This window comes from Pseudomonas sp. PDM05 (assembly GCF_014851685.1).
Lineage (GTDB): Bacteria > Pseudomonadota > Gammaproteobacteria > Pseudomonadales > Pseudomonadaceae > Aquipseudomonas.
The window spans coordinates 78,916-94,698 of sequence record NZ_JACVAC010000007.1 but is presented as its reverse complement, the minus strand read 5'-3'; the positions used below and the strand labels follow the sequence as shown (position 1 = coordinate 94,698).

General features: G+C 60.6%; 12 protein-coding genes. 10 read left to right on the top strand and 2 right to left on the bottom strand.

What is annotated here, in order from left to right; translation table 11 throughout:
• Window positions 1–13: 13 nt before the first annotated feature.
• The 10 genes from IB241_RS15650 to IB241_RS15605 all read left to right on the top strand — a co-directional run bounded on the left by IB241_RS15650 (window position 14) and on the right by IB241_RS15605 (window position 14,152).
• Window positions 14–595 carry a hypothetical protein gene (locus IB241_RS15650; RefSeq protein WP_192299193.1) on the top strand — a complete coding sequence of 194 codons (582 nt, stop codon included), beginning with the start codon at window positions 14–16 and terminating at the stop codon, window positions 593–595.
• Entirely contained in the window at window positions 595–2,745 is a 2,151-nt protein-coding gene (locus tag IB241_RS15645; protein ID WP_192299192.1) for a hypothetical protein, read from the top strand. The genes IB241_RS15650 and IB241_RS15645 overlap by 1 nt, the downstream gene beginning before the upstream one ends.
• A gap of 9 nt (window positions 2,746–2,754) precedes the next feature.
• The gene (locus tag IB241_RS15640; protein WP_192299191.1) at window positions 2,755–3,201 is read left to right on the top strand and encodes a GNAT family N-acetyltransferase; all 447 of its coding nucleotides are present in this window, start codon (window positions 2,755–2,757) and stop codon (window positions 3,199–3,201) included.
• A gap of 1 nt (window position 3,202) precedes the next feature.
• Window positions 3,203–3,721, top strand: a complete 519-nt coding sequence (locus IB241_RS15635; RefSeq protein ID WP_192299190.1) for a hypothetical protein — start codon at window positions 3,203–3,205, stop codon at window positions 3,719–3,721.
• Window positions 3,721–5,739, top strand: coding sequence for a hypothetical protein (locus tag IB241_RS15630; protein ID WP_192299189.1), 2,019 nt, complete (start codon window positions 3,721–3,723; stop codon window positions 5,737–5,739). Before IB241_RS15635 ends, IB241_RS15630 begins: the two co-directional genes overlap by 1 nt.
• Complete coding sequence (locus IB241_RS15625) at window positions 5,736–7,643, top strand: hypothetical protein (RefSeq protein ID WP_192299188.1); 1,908 nt, start codon at window positions 5,736–5,738, stop codon at window positions 7,641–7,643. The genes IB241_RS15630 and IB241_RS15625 overlap by 4 nt, the downstream gene beginning before the upstream one ends.
• Before the next feature lie 63 nt (window positions 7,644–7,706).
• Window positions 7,707–10,247, top strand: coding sequence for a hypothetical protein (locus IB241_RS15620; protein WP_192299187.1), 2,541 nt, complete (start codon window positions 7,707–7,709; stop codon window positions 10,245–10,247).
• The gene (locus IB241_RS15615; RefSeq protein WP_186761820.1) at window positions 10,247–10,579 is read left to right on the top strand and encodes a hypothetical protein; all 333 of its coding nucleotides are present in this window, start codon (window positions 10,247–10,249) and stop codon (window positions 10,577–10,579) included. The genes IB241_RS15620 and IB241_RS15615 overlap by 1 nt, the downstream gene beginning before the upstream one ends.
• Window positions 10,569–12,182 (top strand): phage terminase large subunit, encoded by a 1,614-nt coding sequence (gene terL / locus IB241_RS15610; protein ID WP_192299186.1) that lies wholly within the window; start codon window positions 10,569–10,571, stop codon window positions 12,180–12,182. Before IB241_RS15615 ends, terL begins: the two co-directional genes overlap by 11 nt.
• Before the next feature lie 26 nt (window positions 12,183–12,208).
• Window positions 12,209–14,152 (top strand): hypothetical protein, encoded by a 1,944-nt coding sequence (locus tag IB241_RS15605; protein WP_192299185.1) that lies wholly within the window; start codon window positions 12,209–12,211, stop codon window positions 14,150–14,152.
• Between the two features lie 22 nt (window positions 14,153–14,174).
• Here IB241_RS15605 and IB241_RS15600 read toward each other — a convergent pair whose 3' ends face one another.
• Complete coding sequence (locus IB241_RS15600) at window positions 14,175–14,387, bottom strand: hypothetical protein (protein ID WP_192299184.1); 213 nt, start codon at window positions 14,385–14,387, stop codon at window positions 14,175–14,177.
• Window positions 14,388–14,499: 112 nt separating this feature from the next.
• The gene (locus IB241_RS15595) at window positions 14,500–15,759 is read right to left on the bottom strand and encodes a tyrosine-type recombinase/integrase (RefSeq protein ID WP_192299183.1); all 1,260 of its coding nucleotides are present in this window, start codon (window positions 15,757–15,759) and stop codon (window positions 14,500–14,502) included.
• Window positions 15,760–15,783: the final 24 nt, after the last annotated feature.

The following is a 15,783-nucleotide window of genomic DNA, read 5'->3' as shown; positions in this document are numbered from 1 at the left end:
CTGGAGGTTGGCAATGGCCACTGGCGTTTCAATCTGCTCTAACGCGCTGCTGATGCTGGGTTCGCAGACCATCAACGACTTTGCCGACCAAACAAATCTGGATCGGGCCAAGCTGTGTTCAAACCTTTACCCCACCGTGCGGGACGACCTCCTGCGCTCGCACCCATGGAACTGCTGCATCAAGCGGGTTGTGTTGGCCCCTGATGCTGAGGCTCCTGCCTTCGGTTATTCACACGCATTTGAGCTGCCGGCCGACTTCTCCCGCGTGCTGGAGGTTGGCACTAGCGGCCAACAGATCGATTACCTGGTCGAGGGCCGAACCATCCAGGCCAGCACAACGGTGCTGGAGCTGCGCTACGTGTTTCGCAACGAGGTAGAAAGTACCTGGGATGCTCACTTGGTTGCGCTCGCCACGCAGGCAATGTGTGCGGCGCTTGCATACCCAGTCACTCAGTCGAGCGCAAAGCAGGCCGGTGAAGAGCAAAAGCTTGAGCTGATGCTGCGTCGTGCAAGGTCCGTAGATGGCCAGGAAGATCCGCCGCAAACGATGGGCGACGAGCGTCTTTATGCCGCGCGCTTCGGGAGTTACTGGTAATGGCTCGCCTCACTCTGAATCAAACCAACTTCACCGCCGGTGAGGTTTCCCCGCGCATGCTGGGGCGCGTCGATATTGCTCGGTATCAGAACGGCGCCGAGATCATCCAAAACGCCTGGCCAGTGATCCACGGCGGCGCGGTTCGCCGGAATGGCACGCTGATGTGTTCGCCCACCAAGTACCCAGATAAAAACTGCCGTCTGGTGCCGTACGTGTTCAACGCGGCCCAGGCGTACATGGTTGAGATGGGTGACCTGTATGTGCGCATCCACTTCGCCGACGGCACCTACAGCGGGATCGAGCTTCCCAGCCCGTACGCGCACACGATCCTGGACCGCCTGGACTATGTGCAGGGCGCGGACACCATGTTCATCTTTTGCAACACGGTGCCCGTCTACCGCCTGCGACGCATCACCAATACCGAGTGGAGCCTGGCCCCGGCCCCGTTCGTAACCAAGCCGTTCGACGAGAAGGGCATCGACTTCCTGACCGCGATCACCATCGACAACCCGGCAGCCGGCACTGGTCGTACTGTGACGGCGTCTGAAGCTGCATTCCTTGCTGCTGACGTTGGGCGCGAAATCTGGTCGGGCGGCGGCGTGGCGAAGGTCACGGCGGTAACCAGTGCCACGGTGGCCACGGTTGAAGTGACCAATGCTTTCAGCGCAACCACGCGCCCGACCTGGTCCTTGAAGGGCTCGCCGCAGACCACCAACACACTGAGCGCCGCCACTCCCGTGGGTGCATCCGTCAGCATGACGCTTGGGGCTGCTGGCTGGCGCGCCAACGACATTGGCAAGTTCGTCAAGATCAACGGCGGGCTGCTGGAGATCATCACCTACACCAGCGCTACAGTGGCATCAGGCGTCATCCGTTCAGCGCCGACATCGGCCGTCGCGTCACCGGCAAACGCTTGGTCACTTGAGGCGTCGGTATGGAACGACATTGACGGCTATCCAGGGGCTGGCACGCTGTATGAGCAGCGTCTTGCCCTCGGCGGATCGCCAAACTTCCCGCAGACCATATGGGAATCGCGCACCGGTGAGTACCTGAACTTCGAACTGGGCACCAAGGACGACGACGCAATCTCCTACAACCTGTCGTCGGACCAGATCAACCCAATCCTGCACATCGGCCAGATCAACGCCCTGATCCCGCTGACCTACGGCGGCGAGTTCACGGTGAGCGGCGGCGTAGAGAAGGCCATCACGCCGACCAACATCCGCGCCAAGAACCCATCGGTTTACGGCTGCAACAAGGTCCGTCCGGTACGGATCGGCAACGAGCTGTACTTTGTTCAGCGCGCCGGCCGCAAGTTGCGCGCCATGGCCTACAAGTACGATTCCGACACCTTCGGATCGCCCGATATGTCCGTGCTGTCCGAGCATGCAACCAAGTCCGGCATCATCGACATGGCCTACCAGCAAGAGCCCGAATCCATCCTGTATTTGGTCAGGGCTGACGGCATGCTGGCCACCATGACCGTGGACCGGGACCAGGACGTTATCGGCTGGGCCAGGCAGATCACCGATGGCGCTTTCGAATCAGCCGCGTCAATCCCCACAGAGAACGGTGATCAGGTGTGGGTAGTGGTTCGGCGCAATATCAATGGGCAGAACGTTCGCTACATCGAACGGTTTGTTGCAGATGTACAAGTCGACTCCGGCGTGAATGCCACCAGCGTCTCCGGTGCGTCCACCTGGGGCGGCCTGGCGCATCTTGAAGGGAAGATGGTCGACATCGTTGCCGACGGCGTTGTGATGCAGCAGCAGCTCGTTACCGGCGGCCAGGTAACCATCCCAAGAAACGCCTTCGCCACGTCAATCGGTCTGCACTTCAAGACCTTGATCAAGACCTTGACGCCAGAGGTCGCGGGAAGCACTGGCAGCGCCCAGGGCAACAGCATGCGTATCGGCGAAATATCGCTGCGATTCCTCGAAACCATCGGCTGCAAAATCAATGGGCAGACCATTGCGTTCCGCGATCTTGGCGCCCAGATCCTCGACAAACCCCCTGTGCTGTTCACCGGCGTGCACCGCCTGGAAAACCTCGGCTGGGAGCGTGGCCAGGCATCGCTGGTTATCGAGCAAGACCAGCCTTTGCCGTTCCACCTGCTGAACGTCATCAAAAAAATAACCATCAATGATTGAGGTGTACCCATGATCCGGCCCGCCAAGCACTCCGACGTACCCCGGCTGATCGAGCTGGGCACGCTGCTGCACGCCACCACCAGTTATTCCACCATGAGTTTCTGCCCGGACAAGTCGGCTGCCTTCCTGCATGAGCTGATAAACGGTCAGCAGGGTGTCGCATTCGTTGCTGAAATTCGAGGCGAGGTGGTGGGGGGGCTGGTCGCCGGAGTGATTGATCAGTGGTTCAGCAACGACCTGATCGCTTACGACTACACGCTTTTCATAGATCCATCCAAGCGCCATGGGATCACTGCAATCCGGCTGATTCAGGCGTTCAAGGAGTGGGCAAAAATCAAAGGCGCGAAGCAGATTTACATGGGGATCGGAACCGGAGTCAGCGTTGAGGGAACCACCGAGCTTTACCAGTCACAGGGCTTTCGCAACATCGGCCCGCTTTTGATGATGGAGATTTGATATGGCTGTAGGAGCAGTAGGTGCCGCGGCTTACGCGGCAATGGCGGCGGCGACCGTGTATTCGGTTTACACCACCCAGCAGTCGGGCAAGCAGGCCCAGCTCAATGCCAATGCCCAGTCGGATCAGGCGCAAAGCGATGCAGATGCAGCGGCCAGCGCCGCCGTGGTGCAGGCCGACCGTATCCGTCGCCTGGCGCGCAATCAGGCCAGCGAGGCCAATGCCGCGTTGGCGGCCTCGGGCGTGGAGACTGGCGCCGGCACCGCCATCAACATCAACGAGGAAATCATCGGCAACGCCGAAGAGGATGCGGCGCTTACCATCTTCAACGGACAAAACCAGAAGGCCCGTGGCTATGTCGACTCCAGCAACTATTCGCTGGCTGGTACCCAGGCGCGCGGCGCTGCAAACGCGCAGTCCATCGGCACCGTGCTGTCTGCCGGTGCCCAAGCGGGCATGGCCTGGAAGGCATCGGCGGCAGGCAATAACGCGACCGTTCCAAAAGTTGGGGGGGCAGGCTGATGGCACAGATTCCGCTGGGTAACTTCGCGCAGGCCCGTGCTGTGCCTGAGGCACCGCAAAACCGCGTCATCACCGTAGACAACCGTGGTGAGGCCCAGGCCGCGCAGCAGGCGGCAAGCACCGTACAAAACGCCGCGCTTGGCGTTCTTGACAATATAAACAAGGAAAATCAAGCGCTTGCAAGGGTTAAGGCTGACAACGCGCTAATCGATCGAGAGTCGCAAATCACCACTATCGCTACTGACCTTGATGAGCAGATGCGCACCGGCAAGCTGAGCTATGAGAAAGCCCCGGAAGCTTATGCGTCGGCAGTATCGAAGCTTGATCCGCTGGAAACGCCAGGTCTTGACGATGCTCAGAAGGGAGAAATGGGAAATGTCCTTAAGCGCATGCAGGTGCGTGGATTGGGCAAAGTGCAAGAAGCAGTAAGCAAAGGCAGAATCCTGGCAGCTCAAAGCGATCTGACCTCCCGCATGGATATGCTGGGCAAGGATGCTGCCATGCCCGGTGCAAACGTCGAGCAGATCAACGCCCGCATGGATGCCGAGGACATCGACGTTGCCGGGCGCCTGGCGTTCGGCGAGGCCTGGGCCAGCAAGAAGCAGGAATTCAAGGACGGCAACTGGACTACGCATGCCACCCAGCGGGTGATTGAGGCGCGGGAAAGCGTGGGGAGCCTGCAAAAGCTTGAGCATGACCTCACCGCCGAGGATGGTTTCTACGCCCATAAGCTTGACCCAGAGAAGCGCAACCAGCTGCTCAACACCGTCAGCGGCCGAATTTTTCAGGTGAAGGAACACCAGCAGCGCCAGGCAGAAATGCGGGAAATGAAGGCTGAGCGCGTCTTGACCCAAATGGATCGCCAGGCCGCCACGGGCGTTCCGCCAACGCCGGCTGATCAGCAGCGGTGGAAGTCCGCACTGTCCGGCACGTCGGCCGCTGGCGAGTTCGATACACGCATGAATGAAATGACGCAGGTACAGAGCCTGCTACGCCAGCCTCCAGCGGTCGCCCAGCAGTTCATTGACCAGCAGCGCCAGCAGATGCAGTCCAAGGGCGCCAGCGTGGCAGAGCAAGCCAACCTGAACCGCTTGCAGGCTGCCGTGGACAGCAACACGAAGATGATGCGAGAGAACCCGCTCAGCTTCAACGCAATGCGAACCGGCGCCGATGTGGCACCACTGGACGTTTCGGGCATTACCACGCCGGAAGGTCAGCAGAAGTTGGGCGAGCAGATCGCCGACCGATTCGACGTGGTGAACTCTGTGCGCAAGGCTTACGGCCCAGAGGTTGCCCGCAACCCGTGGAAGCCGGAAGAGCAGACGATGCTGTCATCGCTGATCAAGCAGGCCGACGACGGGACAAAGCTGCAGCTATTCGGCGCTATCGCCGCATCATCCCCGTCGGGCGCTGACTTTTCCGCCGCCATTAAGCCGTTGGTGGCTGACGACCCTATCGCCACGCTTGCCGGTATGGCCCAGTTCCGTGGGCTCAAGGGCGCCGACGGAACCGACGTTCCCCGCACGCTGCTGTCGGGGGCCAAGGTGCTGGCCGACAAGTCGGTGCCACTGCCGAAGGACAAGTTCTTCCGCGAGGCTTTCGATGAGCATGCCGGCGCATCGCTTGTACCGGGCACCCCGCAGCGCGAACAGGCCTATCTGGCATTCAAATCGCTGTATGCAGGCACTGCGGCGGCGAAGGGTTTGAAGTATGACGAGGGCGACGACCTCGATAGCAAGACATCCCAAGCCGCGTTCGACATGGCAACCGGGGGTGTTGCTGAGCGAGCAGGGGCCAGGGTGATCAAGCCTTACGGCATGGCCGATGATGCCTTCAATAAGTCCGTTGACATGCAGATCGAGGGCATGGCCAAGACCAGCAAAATCCCGGTGAGTCAGCTGGAGGACATGCCATTGTCGCCAGTTCCGGGCAAGGAAGGCTCCTATTACCTTTTGAACGCCGGCCGGGTGCAGATCGATCCGGACACCAAACAACCAATCATGGTGATCGTAAAATGAGCTGGTTAGACGGGATGATCGAGGACAGCGAGGCGCGTAGCCAGGATCAGCGCCTTGACCGCACGGCCGATAAGCTCGCCCCCGGTGTATTCACTGGGGCGCTCGGCACCATCGGGCCCAACCTTCTGCGCGGCGCCATCGAGGGCGGGCGCACCATCCAATCAACCGCGCTGCAACTGGGTAGCCTGGCGGTTGAATCCGACCTGGCTATCGGTTCGTCTTACGCCCCTGATGATGGTCAACTCGCTGATCAGCAGCAGTTCCGGAAAACCCAGGCCAGCGACATCGGCGAGGCTACGGCCAAGTCGGTCATGAGCTTGCGCCCCGACCCAACAGAAGTTGGTGTTGTCGGCCAGATCCTTGGGGAAGCAGCTGCAGTTCTGCCGCGCACCATTGCCGGTGCCGTGGTTGCCGGTCCTGCTGGTGCTGCCCTTGCTGCTGGTGCACCTGCTGGCTTTTCCAGCAAGCAAGTGGGCATGGCCGAAGGCCTGGACGAATCCACCGCGACCAAAAAAGGTTTGATCGATGCCGCAACCACGGGCATTGGCGTTGTGCTGCCCGCTGCGAAGTTCGTTAAACCCGTGCTGGGTGATGCCGCAATCGCTGTGGGAGCGAACGTTGGGTTGGGCATGGCTGGGCGTGGCGCCACCGCTGCGCTGCTGGAGAGCAACGGCTATCACACCCAGGCAGCCCAGTACAAAGTCATGGACGGCACGGCCCTGGCAACTGACGCCATCATGGGGCTGGCGTTCTTCGGCATTGGCCGGACCAACTTCCGCCGGCCTACTACTGCCCAGGTCGATGCAGCGCTGACCGAACGCACCAACCAGCATGCCGACATCGACACCGCGCCTGGCGCTCCGGTTGCTCCTAAGTCGGCCATGGCCCATCAGGATGCGATCCGATCAGTCATCGACCAGTTGCAGCGCGGCGAGCCGGTGGTACTGCCCGATAACATCCACAGCGCTCAGTTCCTGCGTGAAGGTGATTCCGCTCCCACAATGAAACCCACACCTGACGCTGCCCTGGCAACCGCGCGCCAGGACTTGGAGCCGAAACTGCGCATTGAACTGGAGCAGGAAGCCGCCGGCATCTTGCCCAACGTCAAGGACGTAAAGGTCGAGCTATCCACCGTGGCGCAAAGCCTTGCCGCCCTTGATGCCTCGTTCAAGGCCCGAGCCAAAGAGTTCCAGCAGCAGGGCCAGGGGCGCAAGCAGGCCGAGCAGTCAGCACGCCAAGCTATCGACGCGGAGCGCCTGGAGCTGGCCGACCGCCAAGCCTCGCTTAATGAGGCCCTGGGCGGCAACCGCAGCGCCGAGCAAGCCCGTGCAGACCTGAACGCCATGGATCGCGGAGAGGTTCCTCAACGGTTTCAAGACCGATTGAGCCAGCGCGCCGACGCCATCGTGAAGGGTTTCGACAAGAACCCGCTATCCGCCGGTGTTGCCGAGGCTAATACTAAGCTGACCATGGCGCAGATCGCCCGCCAGGAAATCACGCGCATCCTCGACGACATCGAGCGCGCCGACCCAACGTTGCAGCCCAAGCCTCTTGATATTCCGGCTCCCAAAGCAGCGCCAAAGCCGGAAGGCGCAGCGCCCAAGGCAGATTCCGCACCTGGCGGGAAACCAACTATGGCAAAAACTGCCACGGTTGAAAGTGACGCCACCAAGCCAGCCGGCGAGTCTGGCACTGCTGACCCGGTCGTGCAGGTCGCTGACGAAATCCTGGCCCGCGTCGAGGATATGCGCATTGGCACGGGCGCCATGGACGCCGACGGCAACCCCATCACCGTGTCAGCCCGTGAACTGCTCGCCAGCGCAGACGCAGACATCGCCCAGGCCACCCAGGACGCCAAAGGCTTTGCCGCCGCCGCCGCCTGCTTCTTGCAACGAGGGCTTTAAATAGTCGGGAAACCGTCTATCCCGCAACCATAGGCTTGCTCCCATTCCAACAGGAGCAAGCCCATGCGCCCCGAATGCATCAAGGCCGTAACCCAGGCAATTGGCCGTCCCCTCAACCAGCAGGAAATCCAGGGCATCGAGAACCGCGTGCGCCGAAACATGAAGCAACTGGCGCAGACCGATACCACCTGGCAATCCAAAACTGCCGCTGACCGGCTCAACGAGGCCGCCGCCAAATCCGCCAAGGATCTGGTGGAAGAGGCGAACCTCAAGAAAAAGCGTGTGGCTCTGACCATCCTGGCCCACGACCGTATCGACAGCTATATGAAGCGCTTCCCGGATCAGCCCCTTGAGGGCCTCGACCGTATGTTGGCGTTTTCCGCCGACGGCAAGAGCGGGATTCTGTCGATTGAATCCTCCACGCGCGCCATCCGCGACGACTCGCTAAGCCGCATGCTGGACGTGATCGACCAGACCAAAGGCAAGTTCCTTGGCCTGTTCCAGAATGAAGCCGGCAACCTGGCACTGGTGCGCGAGCTGCACGGCGAGGACTCCGGTGATGCAGTGGCCAAGACCGCCGCGAAGCAGTTCAAGGACACCGCCGAGCAGCTGCGTCAGCGTTTCAACCGCGCCGGCGGTGATATTGGATTGCTGGACGACTGGTCCATGCCACGTGATCACTCCCAGGTGAAGGTGGCCAAGGACCAGGACAAGTGGGTTTCCGACCATGTGAAGTGGGCGAACCGTGGCAAGTACCTCAAGGAAGACGGGACGCCGATGAATGACGCCGAGCTGGCCGACTTCCTCGGGCATGCCTGGACCACGCTGGCCACGGGCGGCGCCAACAAGATGCAGCCCGGGCAGGCGGCTGGTAACGGCATGCGCGCCAACCGTGGGAGCGAGTCGCGGCAGATTCATTACAAGGACGCCGAAAGCTTCATCGCCGCCCAGAAGGCATATGGGGACCATAACCTGCTGGAACTGCTTATCGGGCACATCGACCGGGCATCGCGGGATATTGCTCTGGTGGAAACCCTGGGCCCCAACCCATCCAACCAAATGCGTTACTTCTTGGATTCCGGGCAGAAGGCCATGGACACCGCCAAGCCAAACGACCTGGCTAAGACCGCCAAGCAACGCAAAAAGATCGAACACCTCTACGAGGAAGTGGCCGCCACCCGCGAGCCGCCGGTATCTGCCGCCCTGGCGAATGGCTTCGACACCTACCGGGCGCTCAACGTAGCCAGCCGCCTGGGCTCTGCCGTGCTGACGTCGGTCACCGACCAAGGAACCCTGGGCCTCACCGCGTCCATGAACGGAATGCCGGTGATGAAGGTGTTCGCCAATGAAATCCGAATGCTCAATCCAGCAAGCGCCGGTGACCGCCGTCTTGCGCAGCGCGCCGGCCTCGGCCTGAATCAGCTGATCGGCAGCCTGAACCGCTTCGGCGCTGACGGCCTTGGCACCAATGAGCAGGTCGCCGGGCGAATCGCCAAGTTCTCGCAGACCGCAGCCAGCAAGGTTATGCAGGCGTCCGGCCTCAATGCATTGACCGCCGGCAGCCAACGGGCGTTTGGTGCGACCATGCTGGACACCATTGGCGATATGACCCGCCGGCATGATTCGCTTGCCGCCATGGACCCAGCAGACGCCAAGCGCTTGGCGGGCCAGGGAGTTACCGATACGGATTGGTCTGTCTGGCGCTTGGCTCAGCCCGAGGACTGGCGCGGCGTGGGCGACACCGTGCTGACTGCGAACAGCATCTACCGCATCCCAGACGCCGACCTGGCGCAGATGGCGCAACAGCTGAAGACAACCCCGCAGCGCCTCAAGGATCAGGCCGCCACCAAGCTGCTGGGCGCCGTGCTGGATGAAACCAACATGGCAATCATTGAGCCCGGCGCCCGCGAGAAAGCCATGATGCACGGCGGCGTAGAGCGCGGGACCATGAAAGGCGAGCTGGTCCGCTCGTTCTGGCAGTTCAAGAGCTTTTCCATTGGCATGATCATGCGCCACGGTGCGCGCGGCATGGCCCAGGAAGGATGGGGTAAGGCTGGGTATCTGGCTGCATTGGTCGCGTCCACCACCGTGCTGGGTGGGATGGCCATCCAGTTGAGCGAGATTGCTGCCGGCCGCGATCCGAAGGACATCACCGACGACAAGAAGTGGGGTGTCCCCGGCCTGCGCTTCGGCATGGCGGCATTCCTCAAGGGTGGCGCCATGGGGCTATACGGCGACTTCCTGTTCTCCGACACGTCGCAGGGTGGTAGCTCCCCGCTTGCAGCCCTGGGCGGCCCCATTGCCGGGGATCTGGAATCCATCTTCAAGTTGAAGGACAACGCAGCAGACGGCGAGGTCAACCAAACCGGAGGCAAGCTGGTGCGCCTGGCCAAGAGCCATTTGCCTGGGGCCAACCTTTGGTACACCAAGGCCGCTACCGATCACCTGATCTTCAACCAATTGCAGGATTACTTCTCGCCTGGCTACCTGCGGCGGATGAAACAACGCGCCCGCAAGGAATTCAAGCAATCGTACTGGTGGGAGCCGGGCGACTCGACACCAGATCGCGGCCCGAACCTTGGCGCTGCAGTAGGAGCGAAGTGATGCGACCAGACCAGATTGAACGATTGAAGTCCCTTTCCGAAGGCCTGGCCGATGTGGTGCTGGATGAGGCGAACCCGGAAAACTGGCCCGGCACCGGCAAGATGTTGGACCAATTGACCCGTGATGAGCGAGGTGATCGGCACTGGTGCAAGAAGAACGCCGCCGCCACCATGACGCTGCTGGTCAAGGTGATCAGCATCACCGGGCACATCCAGGGCGGAACGCTGCCGAAGGACAGCACCGAGGATGACTTGGACAAGGTGCAGGCCCAGGCTGAACGTGAAGCCGTGGCGCTACTGGAGCGCGCACAGGCGGGCGTGCATGTCCATTAAGCACATCTCGTTCCTGGCGTTCTTCCTTATATGGGCAAAGCGCATGAAGTGGGAGGTGCCGGACATCCATATCCGGGCCTGCCACTGGCTGGAGCACCGCGGCGATCACGCGGTACTTCGCTGTTTCCGAGGGTTCGGCAAGTCCACCATCTTGGCGCTGTACAACGCCTGGCGGTTCTACCTGAACCCCACGTACCGAATCCTACACCAGGGTGACACCGACCCAACGGCCTATAAGACCAGCCGGGATACCAAGGCGATCCTGATGCGGCACCCGCTGACGATGGATGCCCACCGCAAGATGAAGGGCGACACCGCGTTCTGGTGGGTGCCCGGCGCCGTGGATGAGCGGAACCCGTCCATGCAGGCATCCGGCATCATGTCGAACATCACCAGTTCGCGGGCCGACGAGTGCCAGAACGATGACGTGGAGGTGCCCAAGAACATCGCCACGCCTGAGGCTCGGGAAAAACTGCGCTACCGCCTGGGCGAGCAGATCCACATCATGGTGCCCGGCGCACGCCTGCTGTTCGTTGGCACGCCGCACACCCACGACAGCCTGTACGACGAGCAGGAAGCCCTGGGCGCCGACTGCCTGACCATCCGCATGTTCGCCCGCGAGCATCGAATCGAGGATGCCAGGCTCATTGCCTACGACGTGCCGTTCATTCCTGAATTCGTTTTCTCCGGGATCGGTAAGCATGCCCGCGCCCTGGTGCTTGGCAAGGATTACCAGCTCACCAAGACCGGCATCGCCTTCTTCTCACCGCCGGGCACGCTCATTGATTGCTACGCCGGCATAGCCTGGGTGGATCGGTTCGACCTGCTGGAACTGGAGAAGCGCCGCAAGAAAACCCGCACCATCAACGAATGGGACTCGCAGTATCAGCTCCACTCGAAGCCCGTCACGGAGGTTCGCTTGGACCCTGAACGCATCATTCCCTACGACGCGCAGCCAGTAATGCGCTACGCCAACAACGCGGCCGCCATGTACCTGGGGTCAGCACAGATCGTCGGTGCCGTGGCGTATTGGGACTGCTCCCTGGGCAAGATCAAGTCGGATGCCTCGGCCTTCTCGCTGATGCTCACCGACGCGCGCGGCCAGCTCTATTGGCACCTGGCCGTGGGCTTAACCGGGGAAATCGCGGAGTACGGCGCTAGAGACCAGATCATCGGGGGGCAGGTGCACCAGATCCGAGAACTGGTGATCAAGCATCAAATCCCCCGAGTGATCATCGAAACCAACGGCCCGGGCGGGTTCGCCGCCACCATCCTCCGGCAGGCGCTCAAGGGCACCGGCTGCGGGGTAGGGGAAGAACACTCCACCACCAACAAGCAGAAACGCATCCTTGATGCCTTCGAATCGCCGCTGTCCGCTCGCTTCCTGTGGGCGCACGTCGACGTGTTGAACACCATCTGGGACCAGATGCGCGACTTCAACCCGGCACTGACCAACCAGGAAGATGACTACATCGACTCCGGCGCCGGCGGCATCGCCCAAACCCCCGTACGCATTGGCCGGATAGTCGGGAAACCGACAGAGACCCGGCGAGACGATTGGCGTCCAGATGCGGGCGTGCATGAGGTTCAAGTGGACTACTAGCCCGCGACCACCCGAGGGCGCAGAGCATGGCAGTTCAACCAGGACCAACCGAAAAACGTTATGCGGCAAATGGCGTGACGACGATTTACGCAGTGCCATTCCTCGTTATTGAGCCCGGCGACCTTCAAGTATTGCTAAACGGCGTGCTGCTATCGTCCGGTTATACGCATACAGGAGTAGGTAGCCCAACCAGCACCATCACATTTGCAGTCGCTCCAACTGGCGACCTCCTGCTGCAGTTGAGCGTCCCATTCCAGCGCCTCGTCGACTACCAGGAAAACGGTGATTTTCTTTCGTCCACGGTGAACCGAGACTTCGACCGGGTCTGGCAGGCGCTAAAGCAATTGCTGCGGATCACAAGTCGTTCGCCCGTGCTGGGCGTGAACGATATTGATGGCCAGGGCCAGTATCAGGCCAAGGGCAATCGGCTATCCAATCTTGCAGATCCCATCCTCGCCCAGGATGCCACCACTAAAATTTGGGTTGATCGTTTCGTGTCTGGTTTGCTTGGTGCGATCACTGGGCCAATCAACAACGCGCTGAACATCTTCTACCGTGCGCCCAACGGCACGTCGCGAGTGGTCCAGGATATTGCAGTGGCTGACGGTACGACATTGGTAGGTCGTGGCGCTGGCACCCTGGAAGACTTCCTGATTACCTTGGCACTGAAGGCTGAACTGGAGTCAACGTTTGAAGTCGGCCGCGCAGATGCGCCACTTGATCGGGTGCTTGATGCCACTGATTACAACTCGCTGAACTTCTGTGCAGCCGCCGCCGGGAAAATCCGCAGCATTCCGCTGGAGGCAACGGTAGCGTGGAAGGCCAATACAGAGGTTGGCTTCTTCAACGACAGCGACACCGCCTTGCGTATTTCTCCGGTGGCCGGGGTATCGATCGTTACGCCAGTCGGGAAAGTTGCCAAGGTCACCCCTCGCGGTCGGGCAAACATTCGCCGCATTACTGCCAATCGGTGGCATATCACGGGCGATCTGGACAACGGAAAGCAATACGGCGCGAACTTCGCGTTCGGCGATTCCATTACTTTCGGTGTTGGTTCGACGCCTGTAGGTGGGGTCTACGTAAACGGTTACGTGCGGACTCTGGCAACTTACCAAGGTCGGATCGTAACTATCAGCGCGGTCGCCGCATCCATGATGTATGACCAGGCTCTGGTGATGTTCGCGTTCACCATCGACTCAACTTTCACAACCTCGCTGATGATTGGCACCAACGACTGCCGCGTTTATCTGGATGATGCTTACCGTAAGGATTGCTTCGCGACGGCTCACTTGGCATGTCTGTCTTGGCTGGCGGTGCCTGACGCATACAAGGTTTTCCCGAACAATGCGGCGTGCACCTACACCAGCTCCTGGGGCAATTCGTCCTACGGGAAGATCTTCACAAAGTTCACCACCACCGTCGGCGCGACTGTAACCGTTCCCTTTAGCGGTCCGGTGGTCTACCTCAACATCATGCGAACTGACGGCAACGCAACAACAGGCGAGGTTCGGATTGACGGTGTGTTGCGCTCTACGGTCAACTTTGCAGGGCCTGGAACCGGGACGCTCCTGAGCCCATCGCCAGCCCCCGCTGGCGCTGTCGGGCCATCCGCGCTGCGTATCGGCGGATTGTCTGATGGGCCGCACAGCCTGGAACTGAAAATTGTGACCGTAGGCTCTGGGGGTTCCGCGACATTCCTGGGGATCAGCGTCCCGCCGCCGTCTGGCGCTCTGCCACGCGTAAATGCGATGACAATCATCCGTAGCAGTGACTCATCTACGGACGCTCGTGTTGCCGCCTATAACACTCTCGTGTCGACCAACGTGGCAATTTTGAAAGGGGATGGGCTGGACGTAGCCATCTCAAACACGAACGCGGTTATCGATCCGTCGACAGATCTTGCCGACACGCTGCACCCGAACGACCAAGGGCACAACAAGATCGCCCGCCAGGCGGCCTTGGATTTCTAGCCGCCCAGCCGAGCAAGGATGCTCACCATTGGTTATCGATGAACTTCTCTTTTTCTTCTTCGTTGAAAGCTGCCAGGGCCTGCTGCCATTCTGCCTCGATAGCCTGGTCGATGTAGGCGCCGTCTTCTGATCGATCAGTGTTGGCCTGGGTGTGCTTTCCTTCGAACTTGATGCGGAACGACTCTTCCGGCGTTCTGAGGCTATCTACTACCGCTTCCTTTATTTTCTCGAACATGGCGTATTGCTCCTTTTGGCGCCTTCTATATGGCGCTTGGTTATTTCCGCCGGCCTGCCTTGCCTGCGACAGCGGGGCGATTCTACAAGCGAACGCAGGATGTGTCAGTTGACTATCCGGCATTCACCGCCGCTTTGAATCCTGAGCGTTTCTCTTCGGTCATGCCTTCTCGTAGCGCATCGAGATAGTCGGCGTACCACTGCACCATCTTCCTTCTCTGGGGCAGGTACGTCGCTTTGTCATATACGCCCTTGAGCCCCGCCTTTTTATGAGCCAGGTGCATGTCGCGCCAATTCTCATCCCACCCGTATTCGGATAGCAGCGTTTCGCAGGTGTGCCGGCTTCCGTGCCCCGTCATACGGCCTTTGTATCCGATCAGTGCGAAGCACTTGTTGATCGACGCGTCAGATATGACCGGCACCTTTTCGCCGCTGGAAGGGAACAGATAGCGCGATCGACCAGTAAGCCGCTGTAGATCCTTGATCATCTCCACCGCTTGGACGGGGAGCGGCACGACGTGGTCGCGGCGCATCTTCATCTTCACGGCTGGTACGGTCCATAACGCCCCCTCTACATCCACCTCGCTCCATTCCGCCCAACGCGTCATGCCGGGGCGCGAAGCCGTCAGCAGCGTGAGCCATGAAGCTGTGCGAACGATTGTGCCGCTACTCGACATCTCCAGGGCGCGCAGAAACTCCGGCAACTCAGACTCGACCAGGTGCGGATACTGTGTTTCCGCTGGCGCCTTCTCGGCGATGTCGATCAGGTTGCTGGCCGGATTGTTCTCGGTCATGCCCCTGGCGATGGCCAGGCCGAATATCTGGTTGACCCATACACGCACCTTCTCGGCGGTGTTGTGGGCACCGCGGCTCTCGATACTCGCCTGCAGGTTGGCGCAGTCGGCGCGTGTGATCTTGTTCAGCGGCTTGCTGCCCAGGGCGGGGAGGATGTCGTTGGTCAGCGCGCCATTGATACCGGCGAGCGTCTTCTCGGCCCGGCCATCCTTTACCTTCTTTTCCAGCCACAGATCGGCGGCGGCCTTGAACGTGTTCGCCTGGGCCGCGTCCCTGGACGCCTTGATATTCGCCTTATGCGTGATGGGGTCGACGCCGTCGGCGTTCAGCCTCTGCGCTTCCTGCGCCTTGTCTCTGGCCTTTTTGGCAGTGACGTCTGGATATGAACCCAGGCCGTGCCAGCCCCATTTGCCGTCAGGCTTCTTGAATCTCAGCTCCCAGCGCTTGCGGCCGGTGCTGCTGACCACGAAATAAAGCCGATCAATTCCATAGTTCTCGCGGTACTCCTTTTCCTCTGGCTCCAGGGAAGCCAGCACCGTGTCGGCCAGTGGCCGGCGCTTGATTTCGGATCGTTTCATGGTTGGTTTTTGTATGGTTTGGTT

What these genes read in the sequence shown, in the direction of transcription:
- IB241_RS15650 (WP_192299193.1), top strand. Translation starts at nt 14, where the DNA reads ATGGCCACTGGCGTTTCAATCTGCTCTAACGCGCTGCTGATGCTGGGT.
- IB241_RS15645 (WP_192299192.1), top strand. Translation starts at nt 595, where the DNA reads ATGGCTCGCCTCACTCTGAATCAAACCAACTTCACCGCCGGTGAGGTT.
- IB241_RS15640 (WP_192299191.1), top strand. Translation starts at nt 2,755, where the DNA reads ATGATCCGGCCCGCCAAGCACTCCGACGTACCCCGGCTGATCGAGCTG.
- IB241_RS15635 (WP_192299190.1), top strand. Translation starts at nt 3,203, where the DNA reads ATGGCTGTAGGAGCAGTAGGTGCCGCGGCTTACGCGGCAATGGCGGCG.
- IB241_RS15630 (WP_192299189.1), top strand. Translation starts at nt 3,721, where the DNA reads ATGGCACAGATTCCGCTGGGTAACTTCGCGCAGGCCCGTGCTGTGCCT.
- IB241_RS15625 (WP_192299188.1), top strand. Translation starts at nt 5,736, where the DNA reads ATGAGCTGGTTAGACGGGATGATCGAGGACAGCGAGGCGCGTAGCCAG.
- IB241_RS15620 (WP_192299187.1), top strand. Translation starts at nt 7,707, where the DNA reads ATGCGCCCCGAATGCATCAAGGCCGTAACCCAGGCAATTGGCCGTCCC.
- IB241_RS15615 (WP_186761820.1), top strand. Translation starts at nt 10,247, where the DNA reads ATGCGACCAGACCAGATTGAACGATTGAAGTCCCTTTCCGAAGGCCTG.
- terL (WP_192299186.1), top strand. Translation starts at nt 10,569, where the DNA reads ATGTCCATTAAGCACATCTCGTTCCTGGCGTTCTTCCTTATATGGGCA.
- IB241_RS15605 (WP_192299185.1), top strand. Translation starts at nt 12,209, where the DNA reads ATGGCAGTTCAACCAGGACCAACCGAAAAACGTTATGCGGCAAATGGC.
- IB241_RS15600 (WP_192299184.1), bottom strand. Translation starts at nt 14,387, where the DNA reads ATGTTCGAGAAAATAAAGGAAGCGGTAGTAGATAGCCTCAGAACGCCG.
- IB241_RS15595 (WP_192299183.1), bottom strand. Translation starts at nt 15,759, where the DNA reads ATGAAACGATCCGAAATCAAGCGCCGGCCACTGGCCGACACGGTGCTG.